The sequence below is a fragment of the Marinobacter nauticus ATCC 49840 genome, from assembly GCF_000284615.1.
Lineage (GTDB): Bacteria > Pseudomonadota > Gammaproteobacteria > Pseudomonadales > Oleiphilaceae > Marinobacter > Marinobacter nauticus.
This window is the reverse complement of sequence record NC_017067.1, coordinates 1758352-1773670: the sequence shown is the minus strand read 5'-3', so window position 1 is coordinate 1773670 and position 15319 is coordinate 1758352. Positions and strand designations below refer to the sequence as shown.

The following is a 15319-nucleotide window of genomic DNA, read 5'->3' as shown; positions in this document are numbered from 1 at the left end:
CCCTATCATTTAACCATGGTGAGGTTAACGCCTTACCTCGAAATCTGAAATTCAGGCCTTCAGACTTCTTGTTCCGCGTTGTTTCGACGCCCGGGTTCGTTAAGAACCCCTTCCATGAGAGCCACCCCTTGCGGGCTGGCTCTTTTTTTATGGCTATTTATGGGTTTATTTACAGGCTTTCGAGAAACCTAATGTTCAATGATGCGGCGAAACGGCGGGAGTGCATCCAACAGCAACTGGCCGTAGCGTCGCGCCACAATCCTGCGGTCCAGAATGGTCACCCGCCCCGTGTCCTGTTCCGTTCGCAGCAGGCGGCCAACGGCCTGTACCAGTTTGACAGAAGCATCCGGCACCGTGATTTCCATAAAGGGATTGCCTCCGCGCTGGGTCACCCACTCGGCCAGACTGGCTTCAATGGGGTCATCCGGTACCGAAAAGGGCAACCGGGTGATCACCACGTGGTGCAGATAGCGCCCCGGCAGGTCAATGCCCTCTGCAAAACTGGCCACACCAAACAGTACACTGGGCTTACCTTCGTCAACCCGGCTGCAATGCACCCTGAGCACCTCATTCTTGGCCATATCGTCCTGGGTCAGGATCAGTTCCGGGTATTCAGGCGCCAGCGCATCACGAACCTGCTGCATCTGACGGCGCGACGTGAACAGTACCAGTGTTGCCTTTTCTCCGGCCCAGAGCTCCGGTAAACGCTTGACCAGGGCATCGGCGAAACCATCGTCGGTAGGCATCGCGACCATGGCCGGCACTTCCACCGTCGCCATTTCGGCGTACCGGAAAGAACTGGGCACTACCAGATAACGGCTGGCCTCAGGCAATCCGGCCCGTGAACGAAGGCGATCAAAGCGCCCGAGCGCCGTCAGCGTGGCGCTGGTAAGTACCGCTCCGTAAGCCCTCGACCACAATCTCGAATAAAGCAGGTTATCGGCCAGTACCGGCGAGCTGAACAAGGTAATGTCTTCAGCATGGTCCCAGCGCTGGCGCACTGCCCACCTTGCCGCCGGTGGGCCTTTACGGGCAGGAGCTTCGACCACCGGCTCCTCTTCATCACTGACGATGGCGACACCTTCGCTCCAGGCAATCCACAACCGCAGCTGATCTTCCGCCCTTGCATGAAAGGAACCTACTACCGGATACCAGGAATCTGCTGTGTCCCGGTCCAGCTCCGGATCCTTGCGCTCATCGAATGCGCTCTGGAGTTCATCGACCAATGTTCCGAGGTGCCGACACAACCCTGCCGTGGCGATTCGTGTTTCCCCTGCCAGTTCGGCCAGCTTCTCGGGCAAGGCACCATCCGGATACCGCCACTGGGCACTGCGGCGCTCTTCGTTGAATTCCCAGCCGGTATTCTGCTCAACCTCTTCGTACACGCGAGTGAGAGCCAGGTCCAGGTCCCGGCCCGCGGTACTGATCTTTTCAACCGCTTTGGCGGCCTGGGAGCCCGCTGGAAGCCAGGGCTGCATCTTGACCAGCGCCTGGGAAAGCTGTTTCAGCCATTGCCGGGTGGAGTTCAACGGCACCGACGCGGCGAAATGGTTCAGGGCCTTGTCTGGCAGGTGATGGGCTTCATCGAAGATGAACAGCGCGTTCTCCGGCTCCGGAAGAATGGCGCCACCGCCCAGGGCCAGATCCGCCAGCACCAGGTCGTGATTGGCCACCACCACATCGGCATCGTCCAGATCCTTGCGGGCATCAAAGAACGCACAACTGTCAAAGTAGGCGCAGTGCCGGTTGGTGCACTGGCGATGATCAGTCGTCACCTGACGCCAGATTTCATCGGGAATCTGTTCCGGCCAGTGATCCCGGTCGCCGTCCCAGTCCCGGGAACCATAACTGGCAAGCATGTTTTCAAAGGTGGCCCGGCTACGGGCTTCGTCGTCTACCGGCTGATCCAACAGGAACAACGGCATGGTATCGCTGTCACCATGGCCCTCATCGTGTAGCCTCGCTTCCAGTCGCGACATACACAGGTAACGACCACGGCCTTTGGCAAGAGTCCAGCTGAAATCCAGCTTGCTGTGTTTACGCAGGTCCGGCAGATCTTTCAGAACGATTTGATCCTGAAGCGCCACCGTGGCGGTGGAAATCACCAGAGTCTTGCCAAGGGCTTTCTCCACCGGAATGGCGGCGATGAGGTAGGCCAGCGTTTTACCTGTACCGGTACCAGCCTCCACCACGCAGGTAGCTGGCGGGGAAGTGCGCTGGCCATCGTTGTCGGTGATTTCCCCCATGTACCGGGCAATCTCCGCAATCATCAAGCGCTGGCCGTAACGGGCGCGGATATCCTTGCCCGCCAACACATCCCGATAGGCTTGCTGAATCTGCTGTTTAACGTCCTCTGTCAGCGCCATTATCTCGGGCTCACCCAGTCACGTACGGTACCTACACGGAAAAACTGGCCGTTCTTGCTGAGCACCACGCCGTCTTCGGTAATACGTTCTACCAACAGCGACCCAAAGCCGTCTCCCGGCTTCAGGTAATGGCCATTGATCATGACACGACTGGCGGAGGGGTCAGATGCAAATATGTGACTGTTAAAGGTCAAATCAGGGACACTCTTCTGAAAAGAAAGGGGTAGTTCCACAAGGTGAGGCACCCTGCCCTGCGGCACCCGTTCCGTCAAGGCAGATTGTTGCAACGGCTCACTTTCGGACCGACTTGGAACAATGACGACAGGTTCGTCCCAGGACTGCTGGTTGACGCCGGACTCATCTGACATGGCATCATCACCTGCCTCAGTGACCACGCCTGTACCTTTTTCCTGAGACAGGTCCTGCCCTCCGGAAACCCGGACCGGATCCGCTATTTCAGTCTCTGCAAGTGGCTCAGGATCAGGCTCAGGCTCAGCCGCCGGCACATCGGGTACCGGTTCGGACTGTTCCTGGGCTACAGCAGGAGCCCCCTGCACCGTCACGATCTTTGCGTCTCGCTCCGGCCAGAACAACCAGGCAAGCACACCCGCGTTCACTAACAAGGCCAGTGCAACCCACACCACGGCCGATACCGGCTTACGTCTGGGGCGGTATACCATCTGTACCGGTTGTCCGAGATCAGGCGCTTTGCCCTGTCGGCGCTCCGCTTCGGATTTTCGGAGCGCATCGAGAATATACGACATACGCTAACCGCTCCTGACCATCACCGACGAAACCAGACGTGGAATATTCTCGGCCAGATCGTTGTTCATCTGGATAATGGTCATGGCGCCTGCAATACCATCCACAGTGAGCCCACGTTTTTCCTGATACCAGCGCACCTGGTCGGTCATCTCCATACGCTTCACCCGGGCCGCTTCCTGCCCACCGCTGCTCAGACGCTCTGCAAGCTCCATCATCCGGGCACCGATCCATAGTTGCTGGCCGGAGTCATCGCCGTAGAAACCATCGCCGGTCATGAATTCAGGAATTCGCCAAAGTACCCTGAAATCACCGTACCAGTATTCCTCAATCTCGCGAAACGGCACTTGTTGGCTGCCCACCGGCGTCGCAATCATGGCCAGCTCACCATCCAGCTGTTCCACAACTACCTGGCGGGTACGACCGCGTTCATCCCTTAACTGAAGGATGGCCGGCCGATTGATAAACTCCAGGCTTCTCCGACTGCCCTGGCGTTCAAGGCAGGCCAGCCCTACCGTTGCGGCGTAATCACAGGCGATCGGGTTGGCCGACGGTTCATAATTCTTGCCCCACAGATCAAACAAAGCGCCGAAGGCCTCAGCCAACGACTGGGTGTGCTGGTTGAACACGAACCCCTGCGATGTTGGCTCCGGCGCCACGATTTCCGGCTGGTCAGAATCTGATACCGTTTGCGGCTCAGGCTCTGCCTCCCGTTCAATCACACCTGCAACGGACCGTTCGGCCTTGGGCTCGGCGAGTGCCGGGGTGGGTGAACCAGGAAGTTCAAGCAGCCACAAGGTGCCAATGATGGCCAGTATGACCGAGGCGACAACCAACCATACATGACTGCCCCGGCTTCGGAACGTCCGGCCGGCCGGGGCCATCGCCAGCCCGCCATTGACCTCTTTTGCCGCTTTGCGAATGTGGGTGACGGAGATCAGATGATCTCCCTCCGCATAGGCGCCGAGCAGTGCCCGGTCGCTGATCAGATTGATAAGCCGGGGTACGCCCTGACTTTCCCGATACAGTCTACGGACCGCCCCGGGGGTAAAAATATCACCCCGCATACCGGCAACATTAAGCCGGTACTGCAGATAGGCAGGCAATTCCTGCCGGTCTATTGCATCCAGGTGGTAGCGTGCCGTGACCCTTTGATTAAGCTGGCGAAGTTCCGGCAGAGCCAGGATCTCCTGCAATTCCGGCTGGCCAAGCAGAACAATCTGCAGCAGTTTCTTTTCCGAGGTTTCCAGGTTGGTCAGCAGGCGCAGCTGTTCGAGCACCTCAGCGGAGAGGTTCTGGGCCTCATCAATAATCAACACCTTGTGCCGGCCCGCAGCGTGGGCTTTCAACAAATCCTGGTTGATGCTGTCGACCAGGGTTTTGATACTGGCATCAGGTTGATGCGCTATTTCCAGTTCATCACAAACGGACGACAACAGTTCCCTGGCGGACAGGCGCGGATTCAGGACCAACGCAATATCCACATGTGCCGGCGCGTTTTCTATGAAGCAGCGACAAACCGTGGTTTTACCGGTGCCCACCTCGCCAGTGATCACAATGAAACCGCCCTGCCCCTGCACACCGTACATCAGGTGCGCCAGTGCTTCCTTGTGGCGATCGCTGAGGTAGAGATATCGGGGGTCGGGAGCGATTGAAAATGGCGGCTCACGAAAGCCGAAGAAATCGTAGTACATGGTTCCTCAGGGCCTGGCCGGGGTATCACCGCTTACCAGTTTGAGTTCCGCTGCGCGCCGGTTTTGCTGTTTCAGGCGGCGAACGCAACGCTCCAGGGTTTTCGAGATCCGTGCGTGGGAGCGGATCATGGATATCTTGGGCCAGGTCGCCCGCTCACCTTCCAGAATCATCTCACGAACATACTCAGGGCTCGGGTTGGCAAGCATACGCCGAAAATGCCGCAGGGAATAGTTTGGTGCGATGGTCACATCGCCGGAGTATCGCTGAGCCATAATGGTATACATCTGGCCGGAAAGCTGCCGCAGGATCTCTGGCCGAACACGTTTTCGAAGGTAATCGAATACGCCTTGCCCGTGGAACTGTACCTCGGATTTCAGCAAGTGGGACGGCAGATTGGTCAGCGACAGTTTTTCATCCTGGCCACGATCCGTCAGAAACGGCACCACGTGAGGGTTGGTCTGGCTGACAATGGTGAAATTTACATCATAAAGGTGCATCAGTCGTTCGATAGGCAGATCGCTCACAACAGAGCCGTCCACAAACTTGAGCCGCGGCATGTAGGGCAGCGAATTACCGTTAAGATCTTTTTTCATCAGCGTTACTGGCGGGAAAATACCCGGTACAGCCGCACTGGCCAGGGCGGCACTCCACACCAACAGGTACGGTGACGTGTAACCGCACAGCAAGCGGGCTTTCTGATGCGCCTGCACCGGAGACACACTGATATTAATACTGCGCCCCGTGCGCTGGTAGGCTTCCTCAAAGGTATAGTCGCCAATATTCTCCCCCAGGCATCGGCGCAATGTGTCCTGGTCCATCAGACCGGTTCCGCGCATGGCGCTTAACAACCCCCGCCATTTCCATGCTTTCAGGTTATGGCTTTCAGGCACCAGCATTTCAGGAATTTCAGCATCGGTATGAACCCCCAGAATGCCGGCGATAATGGCGCCGATGCTGGAGCCGGCAATCACCTGCGGCAAAAGGCCTTTCTCCCAGAGCGCCTTGATAACCCCAAAATGGAACATGCCCAGACTGGCGCCACCACTCAACAGTAAGGTGGGCCGCCCGTAGCTCGTCAGGGTGTCGCGGAAAAACTGCAGTTTGTCATACACCGGGAAGCCAGGAACCGGGTGGTCACACAGGTAATCCAGCGACTCACAGACCTGAGTGATGTATTCTTCAATCAGGTGTTTGGTACCGACGCGGGAGCGGGTGTACAGCGCCGGATTCCCCATGTTGCCAAGGTCGTGATGCAACCCTTCCCTCAGCGCGCGCTTCAGGCGCTCGAAATCATTCTGTTGGCGATACTGCTTGAGATTGGACAGGCGATCATAGATCAGCTCGTAATGGTAAAGATCGGAGGCAAAATCTTCTTTCCACTCCGCATTGCCCTCAAGAAAATCCAGCTCCAGTGCGGCCGCTTTCCACTGTTCATAATTCGTGGCCTGCGCCAGCATTTTTCGGAAACGGGTTATTCTCGGGTCCTTGATCACCTGTCGCCTCCCGGCTTGTACACTCAGAAATCGTCGAGCATCAGATCGTCATCATCACTCGCGAAAGGATCTTCGGTGATCTTACCATCGTTAATCAGGAATTCACGACGCTGCAGGAAGGCATTGCGCATAAACGTGTACCGATCCCCGGAAATGAAATTCTCCGCCGGGATCAGATCTGCCCGCTTGTCCACAATCTGGAGCATTCGCAGGTAATACCATTCGGGGTTCTCGACCGAGTCCCACGCCGAAGGCAGCATGAACCCGTCCGCCGCCATACCCGTGAAATACCGGGGCGTGGACGGCCCAAGCAACGGCAGCATCAGGTAAGGACCGGAATCCACTCCCCAGGTTGCCAGGGTCTGGCCGAAATCCTCTGGCCGCTCGGGCAGCTCGAAGGCGTTGGCAACATCAAAGAAACCACCAAGACCGAAAACCGTGTTGTAGGTAAAACGGCCAACCGCCACAACCGCAGACTCACCCTTCAGCTGCAGAAGGCTGTTGGTGAAGTTACGGATTTCGGTCAGGTTATTGAAAAAATTGGTAATCCCCCGGTCCACCAGATCTGGAGTGACAGTGCGATAGCCCTTGGCTACCGGCCGGAGAAACCACCGGTCAATAGCATCATTAAAGGCGAAGACCTTTCGGTTCCAGTTTTCATAGGGATCGCCGGTTTCAACCGGCATAGTCTGTTCACCCGGGGGCTCCTGGAGATTCTGGGCCATGGCCGGATTAAAGACCGCCAGGGCCGGGAAAACTGCGATGACCATCCAGGATGACCAGCGCCGGGACTTACGCTCTTTCATGTCGCTCTCTTGGGTTGTTTAACCTGTTCAGTTTCGTCAACAATACCGGCGCTTTATTATTATTTTTCAACCTTCCGGAGGAAATCCGATGTCAGTACCGGGAAATCCCGTCAGCTCCCTCACCATGGCACTGCGATGGGGTGATATGGATGCATACGGCCACGCCAATAACACAGTTTACTTTCGTTTCTTTGAAGAAGCCCGGATTGTCTGGCTTGCCTCACTGGAACTCGGTGGTGCCGAAGATGCCACCGGGCCGGTCATTATAAAGACCAGCGCCACATTCCTGAAGGAGCTGACTCACCCCGCCAATGTGGTGGTGGAAACTTACGCGGACAAAGCCGGAAATACCAGCCTGGACACTTACCACCTGTTGAAAGACAAGGATACCGGAGATATCTACGCGGAAGGCTATGCGAAAATCGTCTGGACGGACCGGGCGACACGCAAATCCACCCCGCTGCCAGACACCTTGCGGGCGCTGGCAGCGAGATAAACAGGCTCAGCGGTGGCGAACCACGACGCTGCCAATGGAATAGCCGGCGCCGAATGAGCAGATCACGCCCAGATCGCCGGCTTTCAGATCGTCCTTGTATTTGTGAAACGCGATAATGGAACCTGCGGAACTGGTGTTAGCGTATTCGTCCAGAATCACCGGAGCCTCTTCCACACTGGCATCGCGACCCAGAACCTTGCGCGCAATTAACTGGTTCATGTTCAGGTTGGCCTGATGCAGCCACATCCGGGTGAGATTATCCGGGCTGAGGGAAAGGGATGCCAGGTGGCCCTGAATGGTCTCGGCCACCAGGGGCGAAACTTCCTTGAACACCTTCCGCCCTTGCTGGATAAACAGTTTGTCCGCCTTGCCAATGCCGGATTCATCGGCACGATTGAGGAAGCCGAAGTTATTCCGGATGTTGTTGGAAAACTTGGTTTTCAGACGAGTACCCAGAATTTCAAAACCCTGGCCGGCTTTAGTGTCTTCCTCACGCTCAACCAGTATCGCCGTGCAGGCATCACCGAAGATAAAGTGGCTGTCCCGATCCCTGAAATTCAAGTGGCCGGAGCAGATTTCCGGGCTGACCACCAGCACCGAACGTGCTGCACCATTTTCGACCGAGTTGACTGCCGCCTGCAGGCCGAAAGTGGCAGAACTGCACGCCACGTTCATGTCATAGGCAAAGCCTTCAATACCCAGGGCTTCCTGCACTTCAATGGCGATGGCCGGATACGGCCTTTGCAGGTTTGAACAGGCAACAATAACGGCATCAACATCGGCCGCCGTTTTACCCGCCTGGGCCAGGGCTTCCTTGCTCGCAGCTACAGCCATATCGCACTGTACCGACGGTTCATCGTTGCTACGCTCCGGAATGTAGGGGGTCATCCGGTGGGGATCAAGAATACCATCCCGATCAATAACATGCCGGCGCTTGATACCGGAGGCTTTTTCGATAAAGGCAGAAGACGAGGGTTGCAGGGCAGCGACCTCACCACGGGCAATTTCGTCTGCATGCTCGTTGTTGAACAGCTCCACGTACTGATTGAACGCTTCAACCAGTTCATCATTCTCGATAATGGCGGGCGGCGTATACAGGCCGGTTCCGCTGATGACGGCTTTAATCACAATAACCCCACGTCACAATTATAAAAACGGTTTCTGACATCACGATGTCAGAAATACTAACACAGTCCGGCAGAATTGCCCGTGGGACTATCGTCCAGTGGCCCCGTTATAGTGCATCCAAAAACCTTATATACGGGTCTTTTCCCATTGTTTATCCAGCCGCTTCGCCGAAACGGTCATGACCGTGCCCAGTTGTTGGGCAAAAAACGACACCCGGAACTCCTCCATCATCCAGCGGTAGGTTTCAAGCTCCGGGTCGCGTACACCCTGACGCTTCTGCTGCTCCAGTTTGGCGGCGTACCGGGCCCATAATGGTTCGATGGTGTGAAGAAATTCCCGCTCACGGCCCATTTCCCGCGCCATTTTTTCCAACCGGATGTCCGCCGCTTCAAAATAGGTTCCGAACCGTTCCAGCCACTGAACCGGGGTATTGACCAGGAAACCCGGATATACCAGATGTTGCAACTGGAACTTGAGGTCGGCCATGCTTGCTGCCAGCGCCAGATTAATCTTGCCCTTGAGCTGTTTCGCGACTTTCTGGTAGCCGTTCATGGCCTGAAACAGGCGCTCATCAGCAGCTTCCAGAGCAGGAATGAAGTCACCCCGGTGGAGGTCGAACAGCTCTGCGAACGCCTGTTCGGTTCTGGGCAGTTGGTCCGCCAGAAAATGCTGCATAACCGTCGACAACACCAGATCATCCAGCAGTCCCTTTGCCTGGCCGATCGGTGCAAACATCAACGCAGACTGCTTGAACCGAGGCAGCTTTCGTTCAAGATCCGCCAGGGTATTGCCGAACCGGTTCACAATCAGCCGCGCAACGCCGCGACGATGGGCATCCTCTGCGGTGAGCTTGTCCAGACAACGAGAAGCCCGCACCTTATTACCCAGATCTTCCAGAGCCGGGTACACCGTGACCTGCATACCGCCTTTTTCTGTTTGAACCTGCTCCGGGAAGTTGCCGAATTGCCAGTCGGTGTATTCACCCGCCTGTTTTTTCCCGGGTTCATCTCTCGTCGCCGAGGCCAGCGCTTCTTCGGCCCGGCCCTCCAGTCTGGCCTGGAGCTCATCGGTGTCTCGGCTTTCGGCGATGACCTTGCCTTTATCGCCGGTCACCCTCAGGTTCATCCTCAGGTGGCGGGGCAGCTCCTCCTCCGGCCAGGCATCCGGATCAATCTGGACCCCGGTCATTCGTCGCAGCTGTTCACCCAGTTTGATCGCCAGAGGCTCGTTGCCTGGCTGCAGGTTGGCCAGAGCCGCGTCGACAAAGTCCGGTACCGGCACAAAATTCCGGCGCAACGCTTTCGGCAGCCCCTTGACCAGGGCAATGCATTTTTCCCGAAGCAGCCCCGGCACCAGCCACTCCAGACGCCGGGCGGGGATCTGTCGCAAAGCCATCAAGGGCACGTTGAGGGTGACACCGTCGCGCTCACTGGTGGGTTCAAATTCATAACTCAGAGGGTATTTCACCCCCTCCCATTCCAGGTAGTCGGGGTACTGCTGGGCCGAGGTCTCATCCAGAGGCCTTTGCAGTACGTCGGCCTCTGTCAGCTCCAGCTTCTTCAATTCTTCGGCAGATAATCCTTTCCACCAGGATTCAAAATGTCGGCCACTAACGATATCCGATGGCAGTCTCTGGTCGTAGAAAGCCACCAAAACTTCATCATCCACCAAAAGATCCCGCCGCCGGGTCTTCTTCTCCAGATTCTCGACCGTATCCAGCATTTCGCGGTTACGGGCAATGAACGGCGCCCTGGACTGGAAATCCCCCTCAACCAGGGCACGGCGAATAAACAGATTCCGGCACTCGGCGGGGTCTACCTTGGCGTAGGGAATACGGCGCTTGGGGACCACATCCAGGCCATAAAGTGTGACCTTCTCGTACCCCATCACCTGGGCACGCTTCTGCTCCCAGTGGGGTTCAAAATAGTGGTGCTTTACCACGTGGCCTGCCAGCGGCTCCACCCATTCGGGCTGAATGGCCGCCACCATTCGGGCAAACACCTTGCTGGTTTCGACGATCTCGGCCGCCACAATCCACTTGGGTGCCGTCTTGCCAACTTTGGAACCCGGGAAAATCATTACCTTGCGGTTTCGGGTGGCCAGATACTCCCGCTTTTCCACTTTCACCGCCACCTGGCCAAGCAAGCCGGCCAGAATGGCTTTATGCACTGCGTCGTAGTTGGCCGGCTGGTTATTCAATGTCAGCTTCTGTTCCCGGCAGATCAGGGTGAGCTGGCGGTGAATGTCCCGCCACTCACGCATTCGCATCCAGCTCAGGAAAGTTTTCTGGCACAGTTTCTTGAGCTGGTTCTGGGACAATTCCTGGCGCTGCTCTTCGAACCAGTTCCAGATATTCAGCAGGGTGGCGAAATCCGATTCCTTGTCGTTGAACGGTGCGTGAGCCTGGTCGGCCGCCTGCTGCTTGTCCTGTGGGCGTTCCCTGGGGTCCTGAACGCTCAGGCCGGCAATCACAATCAACACTTCCGCCAGACTGCCCTGCTCTGCTGAGGTCACCAGCATCCGGGCTAACCGGGGATCCAGCGGCAATCGGGCCATGGTGCGCCCAAGCCTGGTGACACGCCGTTTGTCATCGACGGCGCTAAGCTCTTCCAGCAGCTTGTAACCATCGTTGACCTGACGACGATCCGGCGCCTCAAGAAACGGAAAATGCCGGATCTCACCCAGTCCGGATGTCGCCATTTGCAGGATAACGGAGGCCAGGTTGGTTCTCAGGATTTCGGGATCGGTGTATTCCGGGCGGTTAAAAAAGTCCGTTTCGTCGTACAGACGGAAACAGATACCCGGCGCCACACGGCCACACCGACCTGCCCGCTGATTGGCACTGGCCTGGGAAATCGGTTCAATTGGCAGCCGCTGTATTTTCGAGCGCACACTGTACCGGCTGATGCGCGCAACGCCAGTATCAATCACGTAGCGAATACCGGGCACGGTCAGCGAGGTCTCAGCCACGTTGGTGGACAACACAATCCGTCGTCCCTTGTGGCCCTGAAACACCCGGTTCTGTTCCTGGTTGCTCAGGCGGGAATACAACGGCAACACTTCGGTATGACGCAGGTCGGCGTGGCGCAGCACCTTGCTCAGGGCCCGGATCTCGCGCTCGCCTGGCAGAAAAACCAGTACATCGCCCGGAGGCTGCTTTTCCTGCCGTTCATGCTGTTCAATCTCGTCCAATGCCGAGAGAACACCGTCGGTCCAGCCCTGATCCCTGTCGTCCTCGTCTCCAACCAGGGGGCGATATCGAATATCTACCGGAAAGGTACGACCGCTGACTTCAATCACCGGCGCTTCGTTGAAAAACTCGCTGAAACGCTCCACCTCGATGGTGGCCGATGTAATGATGACTTTCAGATCCGGACGCTTCGGCAACAGTTGCTTGAGATAGCCGAGCAGAAAATCAATATTAAGGCTGCGCTCGTGGGCCTCATCGATAATCAGCGTGTCATAGCGATCCAGAAAACGGTCATGCTGCACTTCTGCCAGCAGGATGCCGTCGGTCATTACCTTGACCCGGGACGATTCCGAGGTGTTGTCGGTAAACCGCACCTGGTACCCGACCTGCTGGCCTACCGTCTCACCCAGTTCTTCGGCAATCCGGCTGGAAACACTGCGCGCGGCTATCCGCCGGGGCTGGGTATGACCAATAAGCCCGCGGATGCCGCGCCCCAGGTTCAGGCAAATCTTCGGAATCTGAGTGGTTTTACCGGACCCGGTCTCACCAGCAATGATCACCACCTGATGGTTTTTGATGGCATCACTGATGTCCTCGACGCGATCGCTGACCGGCAACCCTGCGGGAAAGGTCGCAGGCTTGTGCAATGCCTGACGCTTACGCACCTTGTCGAGCCCCTGATCCAGCCATTGCGCCATCTTTTCCAGGTCCTTGTTACCAGGGTTACCCTTGCAACGGCTTACACGACGAATGATGCGGGCGGCCTCCTGCTGGTTGCAGGCGTCCAGCTGGCTCATCATCGCTTTGACAGCGGCCCGGGAATCAACGGGAGTTTCGGAACGAGTGTTGTCAGTCATTAACAGCTGCAGGCTCATCAATGGGTAGGTGGAACGTCAGGGCGAAACAGTCTAACGAAAACCGGAGCCAAGAAACACAAAGACCCCGCCGAAGCAGGGTCTTTGGTTGGTATGCGGGCCTCGCCTGTTACTTGGCGTTGGCCTCGTCCCGCAGCTCACGGCGCAGGATCTTGCCCACGTTGCTCTTTGGCAGTTCATCACGGAACTCAAAGTGCTTGGGTACCTTGTAGGCGGTCAGACGCTCCCGACAGAACTCCTTGAGTTCGTTGGCGGTTACACCTTCTTTGGTGGGCACTACATAAACCTTCACCGCTTCGCCGCTCTTGGCATCGGGGATCCCCACGGCGGCACACTCCACCACTTTCGGGTGTGTGGTCACAACATCTTCGATTTCGTTCGGGAACACGTTAAAACCGGACACAATGATCATGTCCTTTTTACGATCCACAATGCGGATATAGCCATCTTCCTGGATCAGGGCCACATCGCCGGTCTTCAGGAAACCGTCATCGGTGAACGACTTCTGGGTATCATCGGGACGCTGCCAGTAACCGCGCATCACCTGCGGGCCTTTCACGCACAGTTCGCCCGGCTCGCCGACCGGCGTTTCGTTGCCGTCGTCGTCAATGGTTTTGACCACAGTGGACGGAATCGGCAGACCGATGGTGCCGATCTGGATGGCGCTGCGGGGATTGAAGGTAACCACCGGAGAAGTCTCGGTCATACCGTAGCCTTCGCTGATTTCGCAACCGGTCACACGCTGCCACATTTTCGCGGTATCACTGGTCAGAGCCATACCACCAGAGGCAGTCAGCTTGAGGCCAGAGAAGTCCAGATCCTGGAAGTCCTCGTTGTTGCACAGGGCCACAAACAAGGTATTCAGGCCAATAAAGGCAGAGAACTTCTGCTTCTGCAGCTCTTTAACAAAGCCGGGGATATCACGCGGGTTCGGAATCAGAACGTTATGGGCACCTGCTTCCAGCATAATGCCGCAGTTCAGGGTGAAGGAGTAAATGTGGTACAGCGGCAGCGGTGCAATCACCACTTCCTTGCCCTCTTCCACCTGATCTTCCAGCATTGGCCGGACTTGTGTCAGGTTGGCCACCAGGTTGGCGTGAGTCAGCATGGCACCCTTGGCAACACCAGTGGTACCACCGGTGTACTGCAGCACGGCCAGGTCATCCAGCTTGATGTCGACCGGGGTAAACTTTTCACGGGCACCGGCACTGAGTACCGCCGGCAGCTTATGAGCACCCGGAATGTTGAACGCCGGAACCATCTTCTTGAGGTGCTTCACCGCGGCATTCATCAGGGTACGCTTGATGGGGGAATGCATATCGGCAATCTCGGTCACGATCACGTGCTCGATGCCGGTATGAGGCAACACCTTCTCCGCGTTGTCGGCCATATTGGCCAGAACAACCAGAGCCTTTGCGCCAGAATCGTTAAACTGGTGCTCCATCTCGCGAGTGGTGTACAGGGGGTTGGTGTTCACCACAATCAGACCAGCGCGCATGGCTCCGAACACAACCACCGGATACTGGGTAACGTTCGGCATCTGCACCGCAATGCGGTCGCCCGGTTTCAGGTCGGTTTTGTTCTGCAGCCAGGCCGCGAAGTTGCGGCTCTGAGTATCAAGATCCCGATAAGTCAGGGTAACGCCAACTGCTGTAAACGCAGGCTTGTCTGCAAACTTCTGTACCGCCTGCTCAAAAACATCCACCATGTTCTTGTATTTATTGAGATCGATTTCCCGGGGGATGCCAGCTGGGTATTTGTCTTGATAGAACTGCTCAAAATCCATCACCATCTCCTGTCTGATTGGCGCTGTGGGGTACTACCGGATGGGTTCAGAAGCCCCCTGATTGTAATGTTTTGCCAAGACCGATCGCTCGGGAAAATCAACCCGACTAAAGTATCAGCCTCAAAAAAGTGGGGAGAGAATAGCAGTTTTGTTAACGATGAGGTAGTTTTCAGATCAGCAAACGGTACAACCGTACTTGAACACTGAATCACCGGAGCCTGTGATGAGCGACACCCTGGATACGCTGGAAAACATTACCTACGACGAACTGAACGAGGGCGATTCAGCCACCTTCACACGCACCCTCACCGAAGATGAGCTGGTGCTGTTTGCTGCGGTATCCGGAGACGTAAACCCGGTACACCTGGATTCCGAGTTTGCCGCAGAATCCATGTTCCGGGAGCGCATCGCTCATGGTATGTGGAGTGGCTCACTGATTTCTGCCGCCCTGGCCACAGTCATGCCCGGCCCCGGCACCATCTACCTGGAACAGAGCCTGTCGTTCAAACGACCGGTCAAGCTGGACGACACACTGACCGTCACCTTGTCGGTGCTTCGCAAGGAACCTAAAAACCGTGTCTCTTTTGGCTGCGATGTGTGCAATCAGAACGGTGATCAGGTGGTTACCGGCGAGGCCAAGGTGATTGCCCCCACCGAAAAGATTTCGTTGCAAAAACCCCGCTTGCCGAAAATCACCATCGAAAACTGAGTTTCGGCTGGCA

At 56.7% G+C, this 15319-nt stretch carries 10 protein-coding genes; 2 read left to right on the top strand and 8 right to left on the bottom strand.

Annotated features, from left to right (window positions below):
• Positions 1–188 precede the first annotated feature (188 nt).
• From dinG to MARHY_RS08140, 5 genes are read right to left on the bottom strand one after another with little or no spacing between them, the layout of a single operon-like run.
• Positions 189–2366 carry an ATP-dependent DNA helicase DinG gene (gene dinG, locus MARHY_RS08160; RefSeq protein WP_014421352.1) on the bottom strand — a complete coding sequence of 726 codons (2178 nt, stop codon included), beginning with the start codon at positions 2364–2366 and terminating at the stop codon, positions 189–191.
• The gene (locus tag MARHY_RS08155) at positions 2366–3130 is read right to left on the bottom strand and encodes a general secretion pathway protein GspB (RefSeq protein ID WP_014421351.1); all 765 of its coding nucleotides are present in this window, start codon (positions 3128–3130) and stop codon (positions 2366–2368) included. Before MARHY_RS08155 ends, dinG begins: the two co-directional genes overlap by 1 nt.
• Before the next feature lie 3 nt (positions 3131–3133).
• Positions 3134–4822, bottom strand: coding sequence for an ExeA family protein (locus MARHY_RS08150; RefSeq protein ID WP_014421350.1), 1689 nt, complete (start codon positions 4820–4822; stop codon positions 3134–3136).
• Between the two features lie 6 nt (positions 4823–4828).
• Positions 4829–6316, bottom strand: coding sequence for a DUF3336 domain-containing protein (locus tag MARHY_RS08145; protein WP_041654686.1), 1488 nt, complete (start codon positions 6314–6316; stop codon positions 4829–4831).
• A gap of 23 nt (positions 6317–6339) precedes the next feature.
• Positions 6340–7122, bottom strand: coding sequence for an MlaA family lipoprotein (locus MARHY_RS08140; RefSeq protein ID WP_014421348.1), 783 nt, complete (start codon positions 7120–7122; stop codon positions 6340–6342).
• An 88-nt stretch (positions 7123–7210) separates the two neighbouring features.
• Here MARHY_RS08140 and MARHY_RS08135 point away from each other — a divergent pair, with 88 nt between their 5' ends.
• Positions 7211–7618, top strand: coding sequence for an acyl-CoA thioesterase (locus MARHY_RS08135; protein ID WP_014421347.1), 408 nt, complete (start codon positions 7211–7213; stop codon positions 7616–7618).
• Positions 7619–7624: 6 nt separating this feature from the next.
• Here MARHY_RS08135 and MARHY_RS08130 read toward each other — a convergent pair whose 3' ends face one another.
• The 3 genes from MARHY_RS08130 to MARHY_RS08120 form a co-directional block, all read right to left on the bottom strand.
• On the bottom strand, positions 7625–8746 hold the full coding sequence (locus tag MARHY_RS08130) for a beta-ketoacyl-ACP synthase III (protein WP_014421346.1): 1122 nt from the start codon (positions 8744–8746) through the stop codon (positions 7625–7627).
• A 126-nt stretch (positions 8747–8872) separates the two neighbouring features.
• Complete coding sequence (hrpA, locus tag MARHY_RS08125) at positions 8873–12793, bottom strand: ATP-dependent RNA helicase HrpA (protein WP_014421345.1); 3921 nt, start codon at positions 12791–12793, stop codon at positions 8873–8875.
• Positions 12794–12920: 127 nt separating this feature from the next.
• The gene (locus MARHY_RS08120) at positions 12921–14597 is read right to left on the bottom strand and encodes a long-chain fatty acid--CoA ligase (RefSeq protein WP_014421344.1); all 1677 of its coding nucleotides are present in this window, start codon (positions 14595–14597) and stop codon (positions 12921–12923) included.
• A 223-nt stretch (positions 14598–14820) separates the two neighbouring features.
• Here MARHY_RS08120 and MARHY_RS08115 point away from each other — a divergent pair, with 223 nt between their 5' ends.
• On the top strand, positions 14821–15306 hold the full coding sequence (locus tag MARHY_RS08115) for a MaoC/PaaZ C-terminal domain-containing protein (protein WP_014421343.1): 486 nt from the start codon (positions 14821–14823) through the stop codon (positions 15304–15306).
• Positions 15307–15319: the final 13 nt, after the last annotated feature.

Coding starts and splice junctions, on each gene's coding strand:
- MARHY_RS08135 (WP_014421347.1), top strand. CDS start 7,211: ATGTCAGTACCGGGAAATCCCGTCAGCTCCCTCACCATGGCACTGCGA.
- MARHY_RS08140 (WP_014421348.1), bottom strand. CDS start 7,122: ATGAAAGAGCGTAAGTCCCGGCGCTGGTCATCCTGGATGGTCATCGCA.
- dinG (WP_014421352.1), bottom strand. CDS start 2,366: ATGGCGCTGACAGAGGACGTTAAACAGCAGATTCAGCAAGCCTATCGG.
- MARHY_RS08120 (WP_014421344.1), bottom strand. CDS start 14,597: ATGGATTTTGAGCAGTTCTATCAAGACAAATACCCAGCTGGCATCCCC.
- MARHY_RS08115 (WP_014421343.1), top strand. CDS start 14,821: ATGAGCGACACCCTGGATACGCTGGAAAACATTACCTACGACGAACTG.
- MARHY_RS08155 (WP_014421351.1), bottom strand. CDS start 3,130: ATGTCGTATATTCTCGATGCGCTCCGAAAATCCGAAGCGGAGCGCCGA.
- hrpA (WP_014421345.1), bottom strand. CDS start 12,793: ATGACTGACAACACTCGTTCCGAAACTCCCGTTGATTCCCGGGCCGCT.
- MARHY_RS08150 (WP_014421350.1), bottom strand. CDS start 4,822: ATGTACTACGATTTCTTCGGCTTTCGTGAGCCGCCATTTTCAATCGCT.